The following is a 14,641-nucleotide window of genomic DNA, read 5'->3' as shown; positions in this document are numbered from 1 at the left end:
CGTAAGCGCAGCACGACAGCGTTGTTGACTATTGTACGAACCGAACACGCGATGACAAGTGGGAAAACGTAAGTTAATACACAACTGTACATTTTCTTAAGACACTCTTTATACCGTACCTACGGTATAGCGCGTTTTGGGCCCTCGGTGGCTGCGACGACACTCATAAATATGCGTGCAGGCGTCACTCGTACACCCGCACGCACCAATCATGCACGAATGAGCACGTGCAGCTGCCCATGCCTGGCGACTAGAGCGTGCCGTAGATGCGGTCGCCGGCGTCGCCGAGGCCGGGAACGATGTAGGCGGCCTCGTTGAGATGGTCGTCGATGGCGCAGGTATAGATATGCACATCTGGGTCCTTCTCGGTCAGCGACTTGAGGCCCTCGGGGGCCGCGACGATGCACAGCATGCGGATGTCCTTGACACCGCGCTCGCGCAGGTAGCTGATGGCCATCTCGGCCGAACCGCCCGTGGCGAGCATGGGGTCGACAACCAGGCAGATGCGCTGGTCGATATCCTTGGGCATCTTGCAGTAATACTCATGCGGTTCGTGGGTAACCTCGTCGCGCTCCATACCGATGTGGCCCACGCGAGCGGAGGGCACCAGGTCGAGGATGCCGTCAACCATGCCAAGGCCCGCACGCAGGATGGGCACGATGGCGAGTTTCTTGCCGGCGAGCTGTTTGAACGTGGCGGTAGTGATGGGGGTCTCGACCTCGACGTCTTCCATAGGCAGATCGCGCATGGCCTCGTAGCCGTCAAAAAGCGCGAGTTCGCGCACGAGCTGGCGGAACTGATTGGTGCCGGTGTTTTTGTCGCGCAGGATCGACAGCTTGTGCTGGACGAGCGGATGATCGACAAGCGTCACACGGGACGCATCGTAGGTAACGGTCATGAGTTGATTGCCCCTTTCGTTGCGGCCGTAAAACGACCTTGCTGGCATGGCGCGCAGCGATGTTGCCGCCGCGCGCCATACACAAGTTTAGCGGTTTGCTGTATCGAGTGGCCCGTCGCAGCCCTACTGTGCGGTACTGAGCGAGCGCTTGACCGCATCGCGCCAGCCCGCAAGGTTTTGCTCGCGGCGCTCGGCGGACATGTGGGGAAGGAAGGTCCTAACGATCTGGGCATTTTGCTCCAGCTCTTCCAGGTCTTCCCAATAGCCGACGGCAAGGCCCGCCAAGTACGCGGCACCGATTGCCGTGGTCTCCACCGTCTCGCATTGCAGCACGGGGATATCCAGCAGGTCGGCCTGGAATTGCATGATGAACTCGTTGCGCGACGCGCCGCCATCGACAGACAGGCGTTCGATCGAAAGCCCCACGTCCTGTTCCATGGCGCGCAGCACGTCGTAGCTCTGATATGCCATGGATTCGCAGGCGGCACGTACGATGGTCGCACGGCTCGAGGCGCCGGTCAGACCGCACACGATACCGCGGGCACGCGGGTCCCACCAGGGGGCGCCCAAACCCGCAAAGGCGGGAACGAAGTAGCAGCCCTCGTTGTCGTTAATCGAAGCGGCGAGTTGTGCAGACTCGCTCACGCTCGAGATGATGCCCATGTTGTTGCGAAGCCAGTTCATGGTGGAGCCGGCAGCAAAGATGGAACCCTCGAGTGCATAGCTGATCTTGCCGTCCGCGGCGATACCGATGGTGGAGACCAGACCGTTCTTGGATTCGACGACCTCGTCGCCGGTGTTCATGAGCATAAAGCAACCAGTGCCATAGGTGTTTTTGGTCTGGCCGGGATGGAAACAGCAGTGGCCGAACAGCGACGCCTGCTGGTCGCCCGCCACGCCCATGATGGGTGGCATGTTGGTCATGATGTCGCTCGCGACGCGGCCGTAGTCGCCCGAGCTCCAGCGAACCTCGGGCATCATGGAACGTGGAACGTCAAAGAGCGCCAGCAGGTCGTCGTCCCAATCGAGCGTATGGATATTAAAGAGTGCCGTGCGGCTGGCATTGGTGTAGTCGGTGGCAAAGACCTGGCTGCCGGTGAGGTTGTAGATGAGCCAGGTGTCGATGGTGCCGAACATGAGGTCGCCCGCCGCCGCGCTCTCGCGTGCGCCGTCGACGTTGTCGAGAATCCACTGCACCTTGGAGGCCGAGAAATACGGGTCGAGCGTAAGCCCCGTGCGGGAGCGCACCAGCTCTTCTGCGCCCTGCTCAACCAAATTATCGATCAGAGACGCGGTGCGACGGCACTGCCATACGATGGCGTTATAGATGGGCTGGCCGCTCACGCGGTCCCAGACCACCGTGGTCTCACGCTGATTGGAGATACCGATGGCGGCGATGCGATCGGAATGAATCCCGCTCTTAAACTGAACCTCCATCATGACCGCAATCTGGCTGGCAAGGACCGCCATGGGGTCTTGCTCCACCCAGCCGGGACGCGGGAAGCTGGTTTTGACGCTGCGGCGCGCTTGGGCGACGATGCAGCCGTACTCGTCGACGATGGTCGCAAGTACCGAGGTGGTGCCGCAGTCGAGCGCCATGATGTAGGAACCGCCAAAGTCAAACGAGGCATCTTCCATGCCCAGACTGCCCAGATTCAACGACATCGCTTACACCTTTCTGTTGCATCGGGTCGGACAGGACCCGCTCAATCTCTGACGCGGGAAGTGCGCCTTGGCGCAGGATCTGGAGCCCGCCGTGCTGGAACGACACGATGGTCGAAGCGTCGCGGCACGGCGTCTCGCCCGCGTCGACGGCCACGTCGACCCCTTCTAGAATGCGGTCTTCAACGTCGGCAAAGCTTGCCGGCGCGGGCGCGCCGTGTGTATTGGCGCTCGTACAGGCAAGTGGGCTGCCACAGGTGCAGATGAGCGCCTGTACCACGGGCGATGCCGACGCGCGAAGAGCCACCGTGTCGTCGGCGGCACGCATAAAGGTCGGCACGCAGGGAGCCGCCTTGACCACAATAGTCAGGGCGCCCGGCCAGCATCGTCGGGCAAGTATGCGTGCCTCTTCTGGGATATCCACGCCGTAGCGGTCGAGGGCCTCGGCATCATCGACCAGCCAGGCGACCGTTTGGGTGAGCTCACGCTGCTTGAGGGTAAAGATGCGACGGTAGCCGGTACCGAGCGCGGGCACCGCGGCGCCGTTGACGGCAGCCTGCGGATCGCGCGGCCACGGCAGAGATTCGCTTGTATCTTGGGGCACGGCGTCCGAGAAGGCGTTGACTGCCACAGCGACGCCATAGACGGTCTCGGTTGGAATCAGGGCCAGGCCGCCACGGCCGAGCACCTCGGCCGTACGCTCGACGGCGAGCCGATGCGGCTCGCGCGCTCCCTCGAATACCCGATAGACCGTCTGCATGTGTATGCCAGCCCCTTACACTCTGGTGAAAGTTTGTTTACTGAGGGGCATTCTCGCACGAAACGTTTAACCTATTTGTCCACAGCGCATGTTGGTTTGGTGAGCGGCTATAGCAGTCGGTGAAAGTGAGGGGTAATTGAGCCGTGACAAGCCTCTTTACATTTCCGGCGCAGCGCTCCCGCCACCGCGCCACCAATACGCTTCGTACTTTACTGACGTTGCTTGGGCTCGGTGACGATAGCTCGAACGATGCGGGGACGATCGGTGAGGTCACGGACGATGCGTACGTCCGAAAGACCCGCCTGGCGGCAGAGCTCGGCCGCGGCGTCGAGGGCGCCCTCATAGAGCTCGCAGGCAAACAGGCCGCCGGCGCGCAGCATATAGGGCGCCGCATTGAGCAGGCGGCGGAAGATATCAAGGCCATCGGCGCCGCCCTCGAGCGCCAAATCGGGCTCAAAGTCCTTGACCTCGTGCGGCAGCGAGCGCATGACGTCAGTCGGGATATAAGGCGGGTTGGAAACGAGCACGTCGAAGGTGCCCCACTCCTCGCGGGGGATAGAGCTCACCAGGTTCGTGAGGCTGAAGGCGACCTCATCGGACGTAAGCCCGAGTGCATCGCGGTTTTTGGTGGCCAGGTCGATGGCGCGCGGCTCGATATCGGTAGCGGTGCAGGCGACATGGCCGCGACGCTCCCAAGCAAGGGAGAGCGAAATGCAGCCCGTGCCGCAGCCGACCTCGAGAACGCGGGCAATGCGGGGGTCGGCAGGCACAGACGCGGCGGCATCCTGCACTGGGGCCGTCTCTTGTTCGACGCCTTCGATGGCAATGCCGTATTCGTCGAGCTCGGGCTCAGCGACTTCCGCGGTCTCGGCCTCAGCTGCCTGCGCGGCGGCTTCCTCGGCCTCACGATCGGCCAGCTCCTCGGCATAAGCTCGGCTGCCCAGCACGTCTCCGCCCAACGCCGCCTCATCGGCAGCCGTGAGGTTGGCGGCACGGCGCTCGGCAGTCGCGCGTTCGTCAGCCAATGCGACTTCGGCTTTACGCGCCTGCTCGACCTCGTCGTTCCATGGCAACTCTACGCGCTGGCGGGTGACAGCCTCGGGGCTCAGAACCTCGGCATCCAGATAATTGAGGACTTCCTCGACGAGCATCTCGGTCTCGGGACGTGGAATGAGCACGCCGGGGGCGCACGCGACGTCGATCATGCGGAACTGCGTGCTGCCGGTGATGTACTGCAGCGGCTCACCCTTGGCGCGACGGACAACCGCCGCGTGCATGGTCTCGAGCTGCGCTGCATCGAGCGTGTCGTCCATACGCATATATAAGTCGATGCGCGCTAGGCCCGTGGCTGCGCACAACAGCCACTCGGCAGAAAGACGGGGGTGCTCTTCGCCGCGCTCGGCTAGGTACTCCTTGGTCCACTCGAGACAACGCCTGATGGTCCAGATCTCGTTTGCCATGGGTCCTCCCCTCTTAAGCGCCGGGCGGCGCGCGAATGTCGGAGCAGATTGTACGCGAGGGCGGCACGCGGCGAGAGACGATTGGAAGCGATTATCGAGAATCAGCCCAGAATTTTGCACCGGGCTCGCTCAAAGTGTTCATTCGCCGACGTCTAGATTTGCATTCGTCAAGCTTTTGGCAAGGTTGCCCCAAAACTGACCAATATCTAACCAAGAACTTGCCAAATCACTTGACGTGCGACGCACCAAAAAGGGCCCCGCGACTTCTTGGACGATTTTTCGAGCAATATTTTCAATTGCAGATGAAGGCTGTTAATTACTTTGAGCAGGTAGGCAGCTTAATTTCCAACAAAGTAGATTAAATAAACTCGAAAAGTAATTTACCCAACCTAGTCATTTAAGAACGTCCCCAATGACTACCTCTGAGGCGCCGCAGGTTGAGCATAAGTCCCCAATGACTACCCGCCGCAGGTAGAGGACGGACAGCGAGCGACGTCCAGGGCGAACAATTTGTCATTCAAAAGGCAAGGCATAGACCTTCTGGTCATGCCTTGCCTTTTGAATGACAAATTGTCGCCCTGGGCGGCGCGCAGCGTCGGCCGGTCCGCCGTTCGGTAGAACGGCGGAACCTACTACACGGCCTGTGCCAGCTTCTCGGCACGCTCGGCGGCGGCAAGCGCCTCGATGACGGCACCGAGTTGGTCGCCCAGAAGGACGCCGTTGTAGGTGGAGTTGAAACCGATACGGTGGTCGGTCACGCGGTCCTGGGGCTGGTTGTAAGTACGGATCTTCTCGGAACGGTTTCCGTGGCCAATCTGGCTCTGGCGCTCGGCTCCGAGCTCGGCCTGCTGCTTCTCGAGTTCCATCTCGTACAGACGGGCACGCAGCATCTGCATGCAGACCTCGCGGTTTTGAATCTGGGAACGCTGCTCCTGCGACTGCACCACGGTATTGGTGGGCAGGTGGGTAATGCGCACGGCGGAGTAGGTGGTGTTAACGCACTGACCGCCAGGACCGGAGGCGCAGTAGGTATCGATGCGCAGGTCGGACTGGTTGATCTGAACGTCGATCTCCTCGGCCTCGGGAAGCACGGCGACAGTTGCCGTGGAGGTCTGGATGCGGCCCTGGGACTCGGTCTTGGGAACGCGCTGGACACGGTGCACGCCGGACTCGAACTTCATGACGGAGTAGACTCGGTCGCCCTCGACCTTGAACTCGATGGACTTAAAACCGCCGGCCTCGCTGGGGCTGGAGTCGAGCACGGTGGTCTTCCAGCCACGCGACTCGCAGAAGCGTTGGTACATCTTGTACAGGTCACCGGCGAAAATGGCCGCCTCGTCGCCACCTGCGGCGGAGCGGATCTCGACGATGGTGTTCTTGTCGTCATTGGGGTCACTCGGGATGAGCATGTACTTGATGTCTTCCTCGAGCTGGGGAAGCTTGTCCTCGTTCTCGGAGATGTCCATCTGGAGCATCTCCTTCTCGTCGGCATCGGTAGTGTCACGGAGCATTTCTTTGGCAGCCTCGATGTCGTCGAGCGCGCCGATGTACTCGCGCGCAGCGGCAATGAGGTCGGACTGGTGCGCGTACTCCTTGTTGAGACGCGTGAACTCCTTGATGTCGGAGGCGACGGCCGGGTCGGAAAGCTTCTTCTCGAGCTCCTCGTAGGCCTTGATGATCTTTTCGAGCTTGTCGCGCATGGCGGAACTCCTTTATATGCGTGAAGGTGAAAATCGGCGGAATTGATGGGGCGCATGGCGCCGTTGCGGGGTAAGCCCAGCTAGAACATGTCGATTTTCAGATACATGCGCATCCCTTCGCGTATAGGGTACATAGTTGCGGTCTAACCCATATATGATAGCGTGCGCAGGCAAACCTGCATATAACCCGCACGGAATGAGTGGACGTAGTCGTTGGGGACGTCGATGATTCGGCAATGCCAGCGAGCGCCACCCAGAGCGAACAGGTTGGCATGAAAAAGGCAAGGCATAGACCTTCTGGTCATGCCTTGCCTTTTGAATGACAAATTGTCGCTCTGGGTGGCGCGCAGCGTCGACCGGTCCGCCGTTCGTTAGAACGGCGGAACCTCTAGAGCAGCGTAACCTCGAAGGCGCGCTTGTCGGTGGCGCCGGGAGCCAAGGTGATGGTGTTGACCTTGTGCTCGAAGACGTCGTCCTCGGTGTCCATGGTGGTATGTCCGGTCCAAGGCTCGAGCGCCACGAACGGGGCGTCGTTGGCGGCAGACCACACGCCAATGTACTTAAAGCCCTCAAAGTCAATCTTGACGCCGTGGCCCGACTTGCGACTGCGCAGCGTGAGCGTGGAGCCCGGGGTATCGGTGAACATAATGGCGTCGTTGTCGAAGCTACGGTGTGTGATGGGCAGCACGTCCGAGTTATCGGGAGCCTTGTAGCTTCCCTCGAACGTCATAAGGCCATCGGGTGTGATGATGGGCGCCTCGTTAGTCCAAGCCTCGGTAAACGCCAGCTCGTAATCCTCGAACGCCTCGTCCTCGGCACCGGGAACGGGCACGTTAAATGCGGGGTGGCCGCCCACCGAAAACGGCAGGTCCACGTCGCCGGTGTTGGTGACGGCAAAGGTCTGCGTAAGAGTGGCGTCGCCAGTCAGGGCATAGGTCATGTTGAGCTTAAAGTGGAACGGGAAGGCCTTGAGCGACTCGGGCGTATCGGTAATCTCGTAGGTGACGGACGAACCGTCCTCCGACACCTCGACGATCTTGTGCTCCACGATACGCGCGATGCCGTGGCGCGCCATCTCGCAGCTGCCGGCCGCAGACGTCGCCGTGTTGTTGCGCAGCGAGCCCACAATGGGGAACAGGATGGGCGCATGCTTGCCCCAAAAAGCGGGATCGCCCTGCCACAGATACTCGTTGCCGTTGAGGGCAAGGCTCGTGAGCTGGGCGCCCATGGAATCGATGGCCGCGGTGAGGCCGCCGCGCCTGATGGTAGTGACGGTAGACATGCTACTTCCTCCAAAAGTAAACAATAGTGTCGAGGACTATTGTCCCACTCTTGGCGGCGGAACGGGACGGCAGGCGATTATTGAGTAGCCATAGCGGAAATGGGCGGCGAGCGCCTACTGGGTATCCACGTAAAGGTCAAACCCGCCCTGCGAGGTGGTGTCGACCGTATCGGGCGCCCGCGAGTTAAAGCTCGCGGGAACCATTCTTTTCGAGGCACGAAAACGCGTGCCGTCGGTGGCGACAGGTGGCTCATCGACCGTAAGTTCGTAGTCGCCGGGCTTGAGCTCGATACCGTCACCTTCGGAATTGACGTATTGGTGCTCGTCGATCGCTTGTCCCTTGAGCGTGCGGCCTACGATATGGATGAGCATCTGGCTGTCGCCGCGCGCGGTATCCCACGTCGCGCCGTCCTTGACCTCGACCGACACATGCACCGAGCGCGTACGGCTGAGCGATTGTTCGACGGAGATCTCGACCTTGGCGGCGTCTTGGCGCTGCTGCTCAACATGGCTCCAAACGCTGCCGATTGCCGAGCAGGCGATAACGCCGGCCATGAAGGCGATGAGGATGGGGCCGAGCGGAGAGCGCCGGCCCGCGCCTTCCTCGCGAGCCAGATCGGGGCGATGCGTGGGCGCAGGCGCCTGAGCGCCTTGCGCGGGCACGTCGAGAATGCTGAAGGATGCCGTGCTGTCGGGGTCGATAGTGTGACGCGGCTGCGGGGTCCTTGCCGGCGAGATGGACATGTCGGCCGGCTCACCCAGTGTGGCCGTGGCGTCGGCCTTTGCCTCGTCGGCCTCAGCCTGGGCCCAGGCCTGTTCAAAGGTTAGGGGTTCGGCCGAGTCGGAAGCGGCGTCCGTCTCGACGGCATCGTCGCCGCTCTCGTCCTCGTCGCTCGACACGTCATGCGGCGCGGGCTCGTCCCACTCCTCGTCCGGAACCTCGCCCTCGCTATACCACCATTCAAAGTTATCGATATCCATACGGGGCGCCCCTTAGGCCTCGCAAATAAACACTTGCTAGCCTTATACCCCCAGACGGCACGAGGGCTCGCACGGAATGCGAAAAGGACTGCTCCTTTGTCGCATCGAAACGGATCTGTTTACGTTTAGCCGCGGGTAATCTTATTTCTCAACAAGAAGTCGACTGCCCCCACGATTCTGATGCCATCGATGTCCGTTGGATGGTCGCCATCCCTGACAATCAGGATCTTCTCATACGAATCAGGAATTTTTCCTAGCGTGCTTAGCTTGAGCGGTCGCAGCTCGCGTTCCCTCGTCGCCTCGGCATCGATCCGTTCGGTAACCTGGATATATTTGCGGTCTGATCCCTCGCCGATTGCGACAAAGTCGATTTCCCCTGCGCGTAGATGGCCGCAAAACACTTCGTATCCTTCAAAGACAAGCTGGTTGTAGATGACGTTCTCGAGCATCCTTCCGCTATCGCTACCTCTATATCCGTCAAGATAGCTGCGAATTCCCGTATCAGCTATGTAATATTTACCGCCTGTCTTAAGAAGCTTCCGCCCCTTGATGTCATACCTTTTTACTTTGGTAAACAGGTACGTCTCTTCCAGAGCGTCAATATATGCCGACACCGTCGATGCGTTGGTCTTACCGCCCGCTGATTCGTTGAGCGTCCCTACGATTTTGTTGACCGAGGTTTGGTTGGAGATGTTGTCTGCCAGATACGCACAGAGCCGCTCGAGAACATCGCGCTTGGTGATAGCTCCGCGACCCCTACGCGTCACACGCGACAGGATATCGCGCGCGACGATCGTCTGGTAGAGGCTACGGATATAGTCGCGACACAGCTCACGTCTCGGCTCATCATGGGCCAGAAACGGCATGCCGCCATAGGTTATGTACTGCTCAAGCACGGTATTTGAATTAAGGCGATCGCCCGTCTTGGAAACAAGTTCGACCCTCTCACCAAGCCCTTCAGCGGCGACCGCATCAATCGAGCGAAAATCAAGATATTCGCCAAACGTGAGAGGCTGCATCTTGACCTCGACATATCGGCCCGAGATAAGCGTTGCGAGCTCGCTCGATAGCAAAAAGGCATTGGAGCCCGTGACATAGATATCGCACGGCAAATCCACTCGGAGCGAGTTGACCGCCTTTTCCCAACCTTCGACATTCTGGAGCTCGTCAAAGAACAGGTAGGGATGATCGATGCCGTCGATGCGCTCCCGAACCATACGATAAAACGTCAGATAATCCGTAATTCCCGCGTACTCTAGAGATTCCATCTTAAAGGTCAGCAAACGCTCGGCTGGCACCCCCTGTTGCGCCAGATAGTCCCTCATCATGTCCAATAACGTTGATTTGCCACAACGGCGTATGCCCGTCACGATTTTGATGAGGTCGGTATCCTGAAAAGCAATGAGTCGATCAAGATAACGGCTTCGGCGAACGATATCCATAGAGTCTCCCTAGCGCCCGACCAGACATGAAATCTTATAAACTTGCATTTTTTGCAAGTTTATAAGGCATGGAATGTGACAAACGGACTGCCCCTTTGTCACATCGCGAGGGCAGCGCGAATGGAGGGGGCCTCGAGGGCCTCGCGGAGCCAAGGGGCCAGCTGCTCGGGGTGACCCTGCAGGTAGCCGTCGAGCTCGGACGGGGCCACGCGGCGCACCTCCGAAATCTCCTCTTGGTTGATATGCAGCTCGCCCGGCTCAACATGGGCAAGGTAGACCTCACACCATTCGCACTCGCAGCGACCGTCGCCGTGGTCCTCGCGGTACACCACGTGTCCGAGGTGCTCGAGCTGATCGGGCTCGCGCGTAATGCCAAGCTCTTCGTTAATGCGGCGCGCCGTGGCGGCCGCGACGTCTTCCCCGGGAAGCGGATGGCCGGCGCAGCTATCGGCCAGCACCCCGCCCCACAGGCGCTTGAGCGGACTGCGGCGACAGAGCAGCAGGCGCGCGTCTTCGCCCCGGCCCTCTACCAGAAGCGTCAGAAATGCCTGATGCAGAATACCCTCGCCGGCATGGGCCTCGATGCGGCCGGGCTCGGGACGCGGAATGGCCTGTGCCGTGGCGCCCAGGTGCGCGAACTCCGGCGAGCAGGCGTACACCGCCATACCTCGCGGCGTCACCGTCAGCTGGGCCATGAGCGCAAACTTGCCCTCGCCCACTGCAATCTTTGTCGTGTGCACACCCATGGGGTCCCCTGTCGCCCGCGATGTACCTGAGACCATCTTCGCCTGTATTGCGACTATACAGGCAAGCGCAGCCTGCGACAAAGGGACTGCCTCTTTGTCACATTAGCTTGGCGCTGCTCATGTGCCTGTTCTCGGTGTCATGCTTCACGCACTTGCTTTTCTCGAAATTCCCTCTCGAAACTAGCCGACTACCCCATCTACACCGTGCAAAAAGAAATCCGCTTGGGCAGCATGGACCTCGACAGCCGATTGATGTTCTATTACGTTTTCGAATTGATATTTGAGCGCTACTTCAAACTGGCCAAGAAATAAAACTTGGCATGCGCCCGGCTTCGACTCTTTAGCAGCCTTCTATATGAAAGGTATCGCCCTATGCAACGCGTACTGTTTATCTGCCACGGCAACATCTGCCGCTCGACGATGGCCGAGTCGGTGTTTACCGAGCTCGTGCGCCGCGCTAGGCGCGAGGTGGAGTTTGTCATCGATTCCGCCGCGACCTCGACCGAGGAGCTTGGCAACCCGCCACACCACGGCACCGTTGCCAAGCTGCGCGAAGTCGGGATTCCCGTCGTCGCCCACCGCGCACGCCAGGTGCGTCGCGCGGAGTATGGCGACTGGGACCACATTGTCTATATGGACGACGAGAACGCGCGTGGCCTGCGTCGCATCTTTGGCGACGACCCCGACGGCAAGATTACGCGCTTGCTCGATTGGACCGAGCGGCCCGGCGACGTGGCCGATCCCTGGTACACCGGCAATTTCGATGCCACGTACCGCGATGTGCTCGCCGGCTGCACGGCCATGCTCGAGCAGCTGTAGGCAAGCGAGGTCGCGGGCCACGCCTTCGGCGCGAAACAAGCGCGGATAATCTTCCACATGAAAAATGAGCGTGGGTTTTCTCCCACTTTGAGCGTTCAAGTGCGCTCTAAACGGGAGAAAACCCACGCTCATGAATGTGACAAAGGGACTAGCCCTAGACCGGCTTGACCTCCAGCTTTATCCCCTCGGCGCAGGAGTCGCCCAAAACATCCGAAAGGGCCCAGGTCGCATATAGCGGCAAATAGAGAACTGCTCCGTTGCGCTCAACGTTGCCTCTCGAGAAAACAATCCCGAGCCTTACGCCATATTCAGCCGTATCAAGCACATGACCGAGCGCTGCGTGCGCGTGGTAATAGGAGCCCGATTTAACCTCGATCGGAACAGCCGTCCCATCCGGTCCATCGACCACAAAGTCCACTTCACCGCGCTTTTTTGTCTGATAGTAGTAAAGCTGGCGATTTTGGGCAGCCAGCTGCTGGGCCACCACGTTTTCGTAAATGCCGCCCAGATTGGGCTCCTTGCTATCAAGATACGCCGCTTGGGCGACTCCAACGGGGTAGCGCGCCATCAACATGCCCGTATCCGATTGATAGAGCTTGAACTGCGATGGCCGTGCCGTCTTGAGCAGGGGCGATTTTGGCTCGGTTACGATATCGGCTTTGAGAGCAACGCCGGCATCGACAAGCCATACAAAATCTCGCTGATACTTCTCGTAGTGAGCCTTGGGGTCAATGGAATTGAGCACGAAGCGCTTGTTTTCGCCCTCGAGCATAATAGGGAGCTGATCGTAGATGCTCTGCACCTGAAGGGCTCGCCCGCTTGCATACTTGGAGATATCCCGCCGGTACTGTTCATTGAGCTCTGACTGTAGCTGACGAACAGAGGCAAGGTCGCCCTGCGTGTCAAGGAAACGCTGCACGACCTCCGGCATTCCGCCGACAACGGTATAGGTCCTGAAGTTTGCCATCATCGCGTCATGAATGTAATCAGGAATGGGCCTCTCGCTGATACACGCGTCACGTATCGTTTGGCGAGCCCCCTCGCTCACCCCGATTGCCCAGCAAAACTCCTCAAAATCGAGCGGGAACATCCTAAGCTCGTGGACATACCCCACGGGATAGGACCTGACGCCCTTGAACTGAGTCCCGAGCATTGACCCCGAAAACGCCCAACGGCACCTCCCGTCCTCAACAAGGAACTTTGCCATCGTCATGATGTCGGGGGCCTCTTGGACCTCATCGATAAACACGAGCGTTTTGCCCGGCGCAATCGACTTTCCCGAAAGAAGCGTCACCCTGCTGATGAAATCATCGGCATCCCGCGCCTCGAGAAGAGCATCTTTTGCCTGGCGGTTTTCCATGAGGTTAAGCTCGATGTAGGTTGCATGGTTGGCTTTGCCAAATGCGCGAATCGAATAGCTTTTGCCAATCTGGCGAGAACCCGTAATGAACAAGGCCTTTTGCTCGGAAGACTTCAGCCAACGCTCCAGCTCTGCCGCTATTTTCCTGCGCAGCATAGGCTCCCCCTCAGTGTCATCAAATGAAATGCAAAGTTTTATACGCTTAATTATCGATGAAACGCAGAATTTTTAGAACCTAAAATCGGATGAAATGCAGAGATTTGAGATTATAAGCAAAAAGAAGGGGCACCACCGGCGAATGTGGCAAATGGACTGTCCCTTTGCCACATTGCGCTCAACTACTCGTCGACGATCTCGGCAAGCCAGACGTTCAGCGTATCGACCTCGGGGCAGCAGAACTTTGCCGTGCCGGGCTCGTTGCCGGGCACAGTTCCGCCATAGCGCAGAATGTCGATATAGGGAAAGCCAACGTGACAGGCCATGGCGCACATCTTGCCGCGATCGCGGTCGAAGTCGAAGACGTCGCCCGGCTTGTGACCATGGTGGCAGCGACACGTCCCCAACTGGTCCACGCAGCTCACTCGGATACGCGGACGCTTGCCCCGCGGCGCGCCGAGTGGCTTGTTCTCGCCCGCAGGCCTGATGCCGCCCTCGCCAGCATTACTCATGGTCAATCACATCCAGGCAGGCCTCGATGGGAAGACCGGCCGACTTGTCCTCTTGGTCGGCATTGCGCTCGATAAGCTCGGCCACCACACGCATGGCATCGGACGTCGCGCGCTGCAGACTCCAACCTGCCATAACGCGGCCGACGAGCACTGCCGAGAACGTATCGCCCGTGCCCGGGAAATAGACCGGAATGAGCTCAAAGGGAATCGTAAAGTACTCCCCCGCTACATGGTCGTAACCGATAACCGCGTTCGTGCCATTGACCACGGTGCTCGTAATGACCACCGACTTGGCACCCAGCTCGCGCACGGCGTCCACAAGGGCGCGGGCCTCTTCGGGCGTAATTTGCTCGGCAATAGGCCTATCGGCAAGCAGGCACGCCTCGGTATAGTTGGGCACCGCGTAGTCTGCGCACTCCAGCAGGTGCCGCATAAGGCCAATCGTGGACTCGGGCACGCCCGCATAGAGCTTGCCGTTGTCGCCCATGATGGGGTCGACGAACACCTTGGTGCCCTTTTGCGCACGGCGGTGGCAAAAGTCCGAGATGATGCGCGTCTCTTCCTCGGTCACGATAAAGCCGGTCGAGATGGCGTCGAACTCAAAGCCGAGTTCTTCCCAGATGGCAAGACTCTGACGCACGTACTCCGTGGTGTCGTGGATGTAGAACTTGGGATAGTTGAGCGTATCGGACACAAGTGCCGTCGGCAGATTGTGGATACGGTAACCCATGTGCGACAGCACCGGCAGCATGGCGGAAAGCGCGACCTTGCCGTAGCCGCACATATCGTTGATCAGCAATAGCTGAGTGTTCTTCATGAGTGTCCCCCTTGGATCGGGCGCGGCGCAACGGCGCCACAGTGCA

General features: G+C 59.6%; 13 protein-coding genes. 1 reads left to right on the top strand and 12 read right to left on the bottom strand.

Features of this window, described 5'->3' with window-relative positions:
• Positions 1 to 250: 250 nt before the first annotated feature.
• From upp to ACTQ1S_RS06435, 9 genes are all read right to left on the bottom strand, one after another.
• Positions 251 to 898, bottom strand: coding sequence for a uracil phosphoribosyltransferase (upp, locus tag ACTQ1S_RS06475; protein ID WP_040359658.1), 648 nt, complete (start codon positions 896 to 898; stop codon positions 251 to 253).
• Positions 899 to 1,021: 123 nt separating this feature from the next.
• Positions 1,022 to 2,563 carry a glycerol kinase GlpK gene (gene glpK / locus ACTQ1S_RS06470; protein WP_154518372.1) on the bottom strand — a complete coding sequence of 514 codons (1,542 nt, stop codon included), beginning with the start codon at positions 2,561 to 2,563 and terminating at the stop codon, positions 1,022 to 1,024.
• Positions 2,517 to 3,320, bottom strand: a complete 804-nt coding sequence (locus ACTQ1S_RS06465; protein WP_427747817.1) for an L-threonylcarbamoyladenylate synthase — start codon at positions 3,318 to 3,320, stop codon at positions 2,517 to 2,519. The genes glpK and ACTQ1S_RS06465 overlap by 47 nt, the downstream gene beginning before the upstream one ends.
• Positions 3,321 to 3,529: 209 nt before the next feature.
• A complete protein-coding gene (locus ACTQ1S_RS06460; RefSeq protein ID WP_441538259.1) occupies positions 3,530 to 4,780 on the bottom strand; it encodes a N5-glutamine methyltransferase family protein in 1,251 nt (416 codons plus the stop codon).
• Between the two features lie 632 nt (positions 4,781 to 5,412).
• Positions 5,413 to 6,480 carry a peptide chain release factor 1 gene (gene prfA, locus ACTQ1S_RS06455; RefSeq protein WP_154518366.1) on the bottom strand — a complete coding sequence of 356 codons (1,068 nt, stop codon included), beginning with the start codon at positions 6,478 to 6,480 and terminating at the stop codon, positions 5,413 to 5,415.
• Positions 6,481 to 6,868: 388 nt separating this feature from the next.
• Positions 6,869 to 7,762: an aldose 1-epimerase family protein gene (locus ACTQ1S_RS06450; RefSeq protein WP_441538257.1), complete on the bottom strand. Its 894-nt coding sequence runs from the start codon at positions 7,760 to 7,762 to the stop codon at positions 6,869 to 6,871.
• A gap of 114 nt (positions 7,763 to 7,876) precedes the next feature.
• Positions 7,877 to 8,743, bottom strand: coding sequence for a hypothetical protein (locus ACTQ1S_RS06445; protein ID WP_154518349.1), 867 nt, complete (start codon positions 8,741 to 8,743; stop codon positions 7,877 to 7,879).
• A 125-nt stretch (positions 8,744 to 8,868) separates the two neighbouring features.
• Positions 8,869 to 10,185: an ATP-binding protein gene (locus tag ACTQ1S_RS06440; RefSeq protein WP_441538255.1), complete on the bottom strand. Its 1,317-nt coding sequence runs from the start codon at positions 10,183 to 10,185 to the stop codon at positions 8,869 to 8,871.
• A gap of 98 nt (positions 10,186 to 10,283) precedes the next feature.
• Positions 10,284 to 10,931: an isopentenyl-diphosphate Delta-isomerase gene (locus ACTQ1S_RS06435; protein WP_441063894.1), complete on the bottom strand. Its 648-nt coding sequence runs from the start codon at positions 10,929 to 10,931 to the stop codon at positions 10,284 to 10,286.
• A 372-nt stretch (positions 10,932 to 11,303) separates the two neighbouring features.
• Here ACTQ1S_RS06435 and ACTQ1S_RS06430 point away from each other — a divergent pair, with 372 nt between their 5' ends.
• Positions 11,304 to 11,750, top strand: coding sequence for a low molecular weight protein-tyrosine-phosphatase (locus ACTQ1S_RS06430; protein WP_441048925.1), 447 nt, complete (start codon positions 11,304 to 11,306; stop codon positions 11,748 to 11,750).
• A 154-nt stretch (positions 11,751 to 11,904) separates the two neighbouring features.
• On the opposite strand, the gene ACTQ1S_RS06425 is transcribed toward ACTQ1S_RS06430, so the two are convergent.
• The 3 genes from ACTQ1S_RS06425 to ACTQ1S_RS06415 all read right to left on the bottom strand — a co-directional run bounded on the left by ACTQ1S_RS06425 (position 11,905) and on the right by ACTQ1S_RS06415 (position 14,595).
• On the bottom strand, positions 11,905 to 13,266 hold the full coding sequence (locus tag ACTQ1S_RS06425; RefSeq protein ID WP_432317693.1) for an ATP-binding protein: 1,362 nt from the start codon (positions 13,264 to 13,266) through the stop codon (positions 11,905 to 11,907).
• A gap of 182 nt (positions 13,267 to 13,448) precedes the next feature.
• Positions 13,449 to 13,778, bottom strand: coding sequence for a TIGR04076 family protein (locus tag ACTQ1S_RS06420; RefSeq protein WP_427747806.1), 330 nt, complete (start codon positions 13,776 to 13,778; stop codon positions 13,449 to 13,451).
• Positions 13,771 to 14,595 (bottom strand): PfkB family carbohydrate kinase, encoded by an 825-nt coding sequence (locus ACTQ1S_RS06415; RefSeq protein ID WP_441048922.1) that lies wholly within the window; start codon positions 14,593 to 14,595, stop codon positions 13,771 to 13,773. The genes ACTQ1S_RS06420 and ACTQ1S_RS06415 overlap by 8 nt, the downstream gene beginning before the upstream one ends.
• Between the last annotated feature and the right edge of the window lie 46 nt (positions 14,596 to 14,641).

The organism is Collinsella sp. LCP21S3_D3, from assembly GCF_052118305.1.
GTDB lineage: Bacteria > Actinomycetota > Coriobacteriia > Coriobacteriales > Coriobacteriaceae > Collinsella.
Note: the sequence above shows the minus strand (reverse complement) of the source record. Positions and strands in the feature narration are given on the sequence as shown.

Excerpts from the sequence above, each read along its gene's own strand:
- glpK (WP_154518372.1), bottom strand. The coding sequence starts at position 2,563 with ATGTCGTTGAATCTGGGCAGTCTGGGCATGGAAGATGCCTCGTTTGAC.
- ACTQ1S_RS06440 (WP_441538255.1), bottom strand. The coding sequence starts at position 10,185 with ATGGATATCGTTCGCCGAAGCCGTTATCTTGATCGACTCATTGCTTTT.
- ACTQ1S_RS06450 (WP_441538257.1), bottom strand. The coding sequence starts at position 7,762 with ATGTCTACCGTCACTACCATCAGGCGCGGCGGCCTCACCGCGGCCATC.
- ACTQ1S_RS06465 (WP_427747817.1), bottom strand. The coding sequence starts at position 3,320 with ATGCAGACGGTCTATCGGGTATTCGAGGGAGCGCGCGAGCCGCATCGG.
- ACTQ1S_RS06425 (WP_432317693.1), bottom strand. The coding sequence starts at position 13,266 with ATGCTGCGCAGGAAAATAGCGGCAGAGCTGGAGCGTTGGCTGAAGTCT.
- ACTQ1S_RS06430 (WP_441048925.1), top strand. The coding sequence starts at position 11,304 with ATGCAACGCGTACTGTTTATCTGCCACGGCAACATCTGCCGCTCGACG.
- ACTQ1S_RS06445 (WP_154518349.1), bottom strand. The coding sequence starts at position 8,743 with ATGGATATCGATAACTTTGAATGGTGGTATAGCGAGGGCGAGGTTCCG.
- prfA (WP_154518366.1), bottom strand. The coding sequence starts at position 6,480 with ATGCGCGACAAGCTCGAAAAGATCATCAAGGCCTACGAGGAGCTCGAG.
- ACTQ1S_RS06415 (WP_441048922.1), bottom strand. The coding sequence starts at position 14,595 with ATGAAGAACACTCAGCTATTGCTGATCAACGATATGTGCGGCTACGGC.
- ACTQ1S_RS06435 (WP_441063894.1), bottom strand. The coding sequence starts at position 10,931 with ATGGGTGTGCACACGACAAAGATTGCAGTGGGCGAGGGCAAGTTTGCG.
- ACTQ1S_RS06460 (WP_441538259.1), bottom strand. The coding sequence starts at position 4,780 with ATGGCAAACGAGATCTGGACCATCAGGCGTTGTCTCGAGTGGACCAAG.
- upp (WP_040359658.1), bottom strand. The coding sequence starts at position 898 with ATGACCGTTACCTACGATGCGTCCCGTGTGACGCTTGTCGATCATCCG.
- ACTQ1S_RS06420 (WP_427747806.1), bottom strand. The coding sequence starts at position 13,778 with ATGAGTAATGCTGGCGAGGGCGGCATCAGGCCTGCGGGCGAGAACAAG.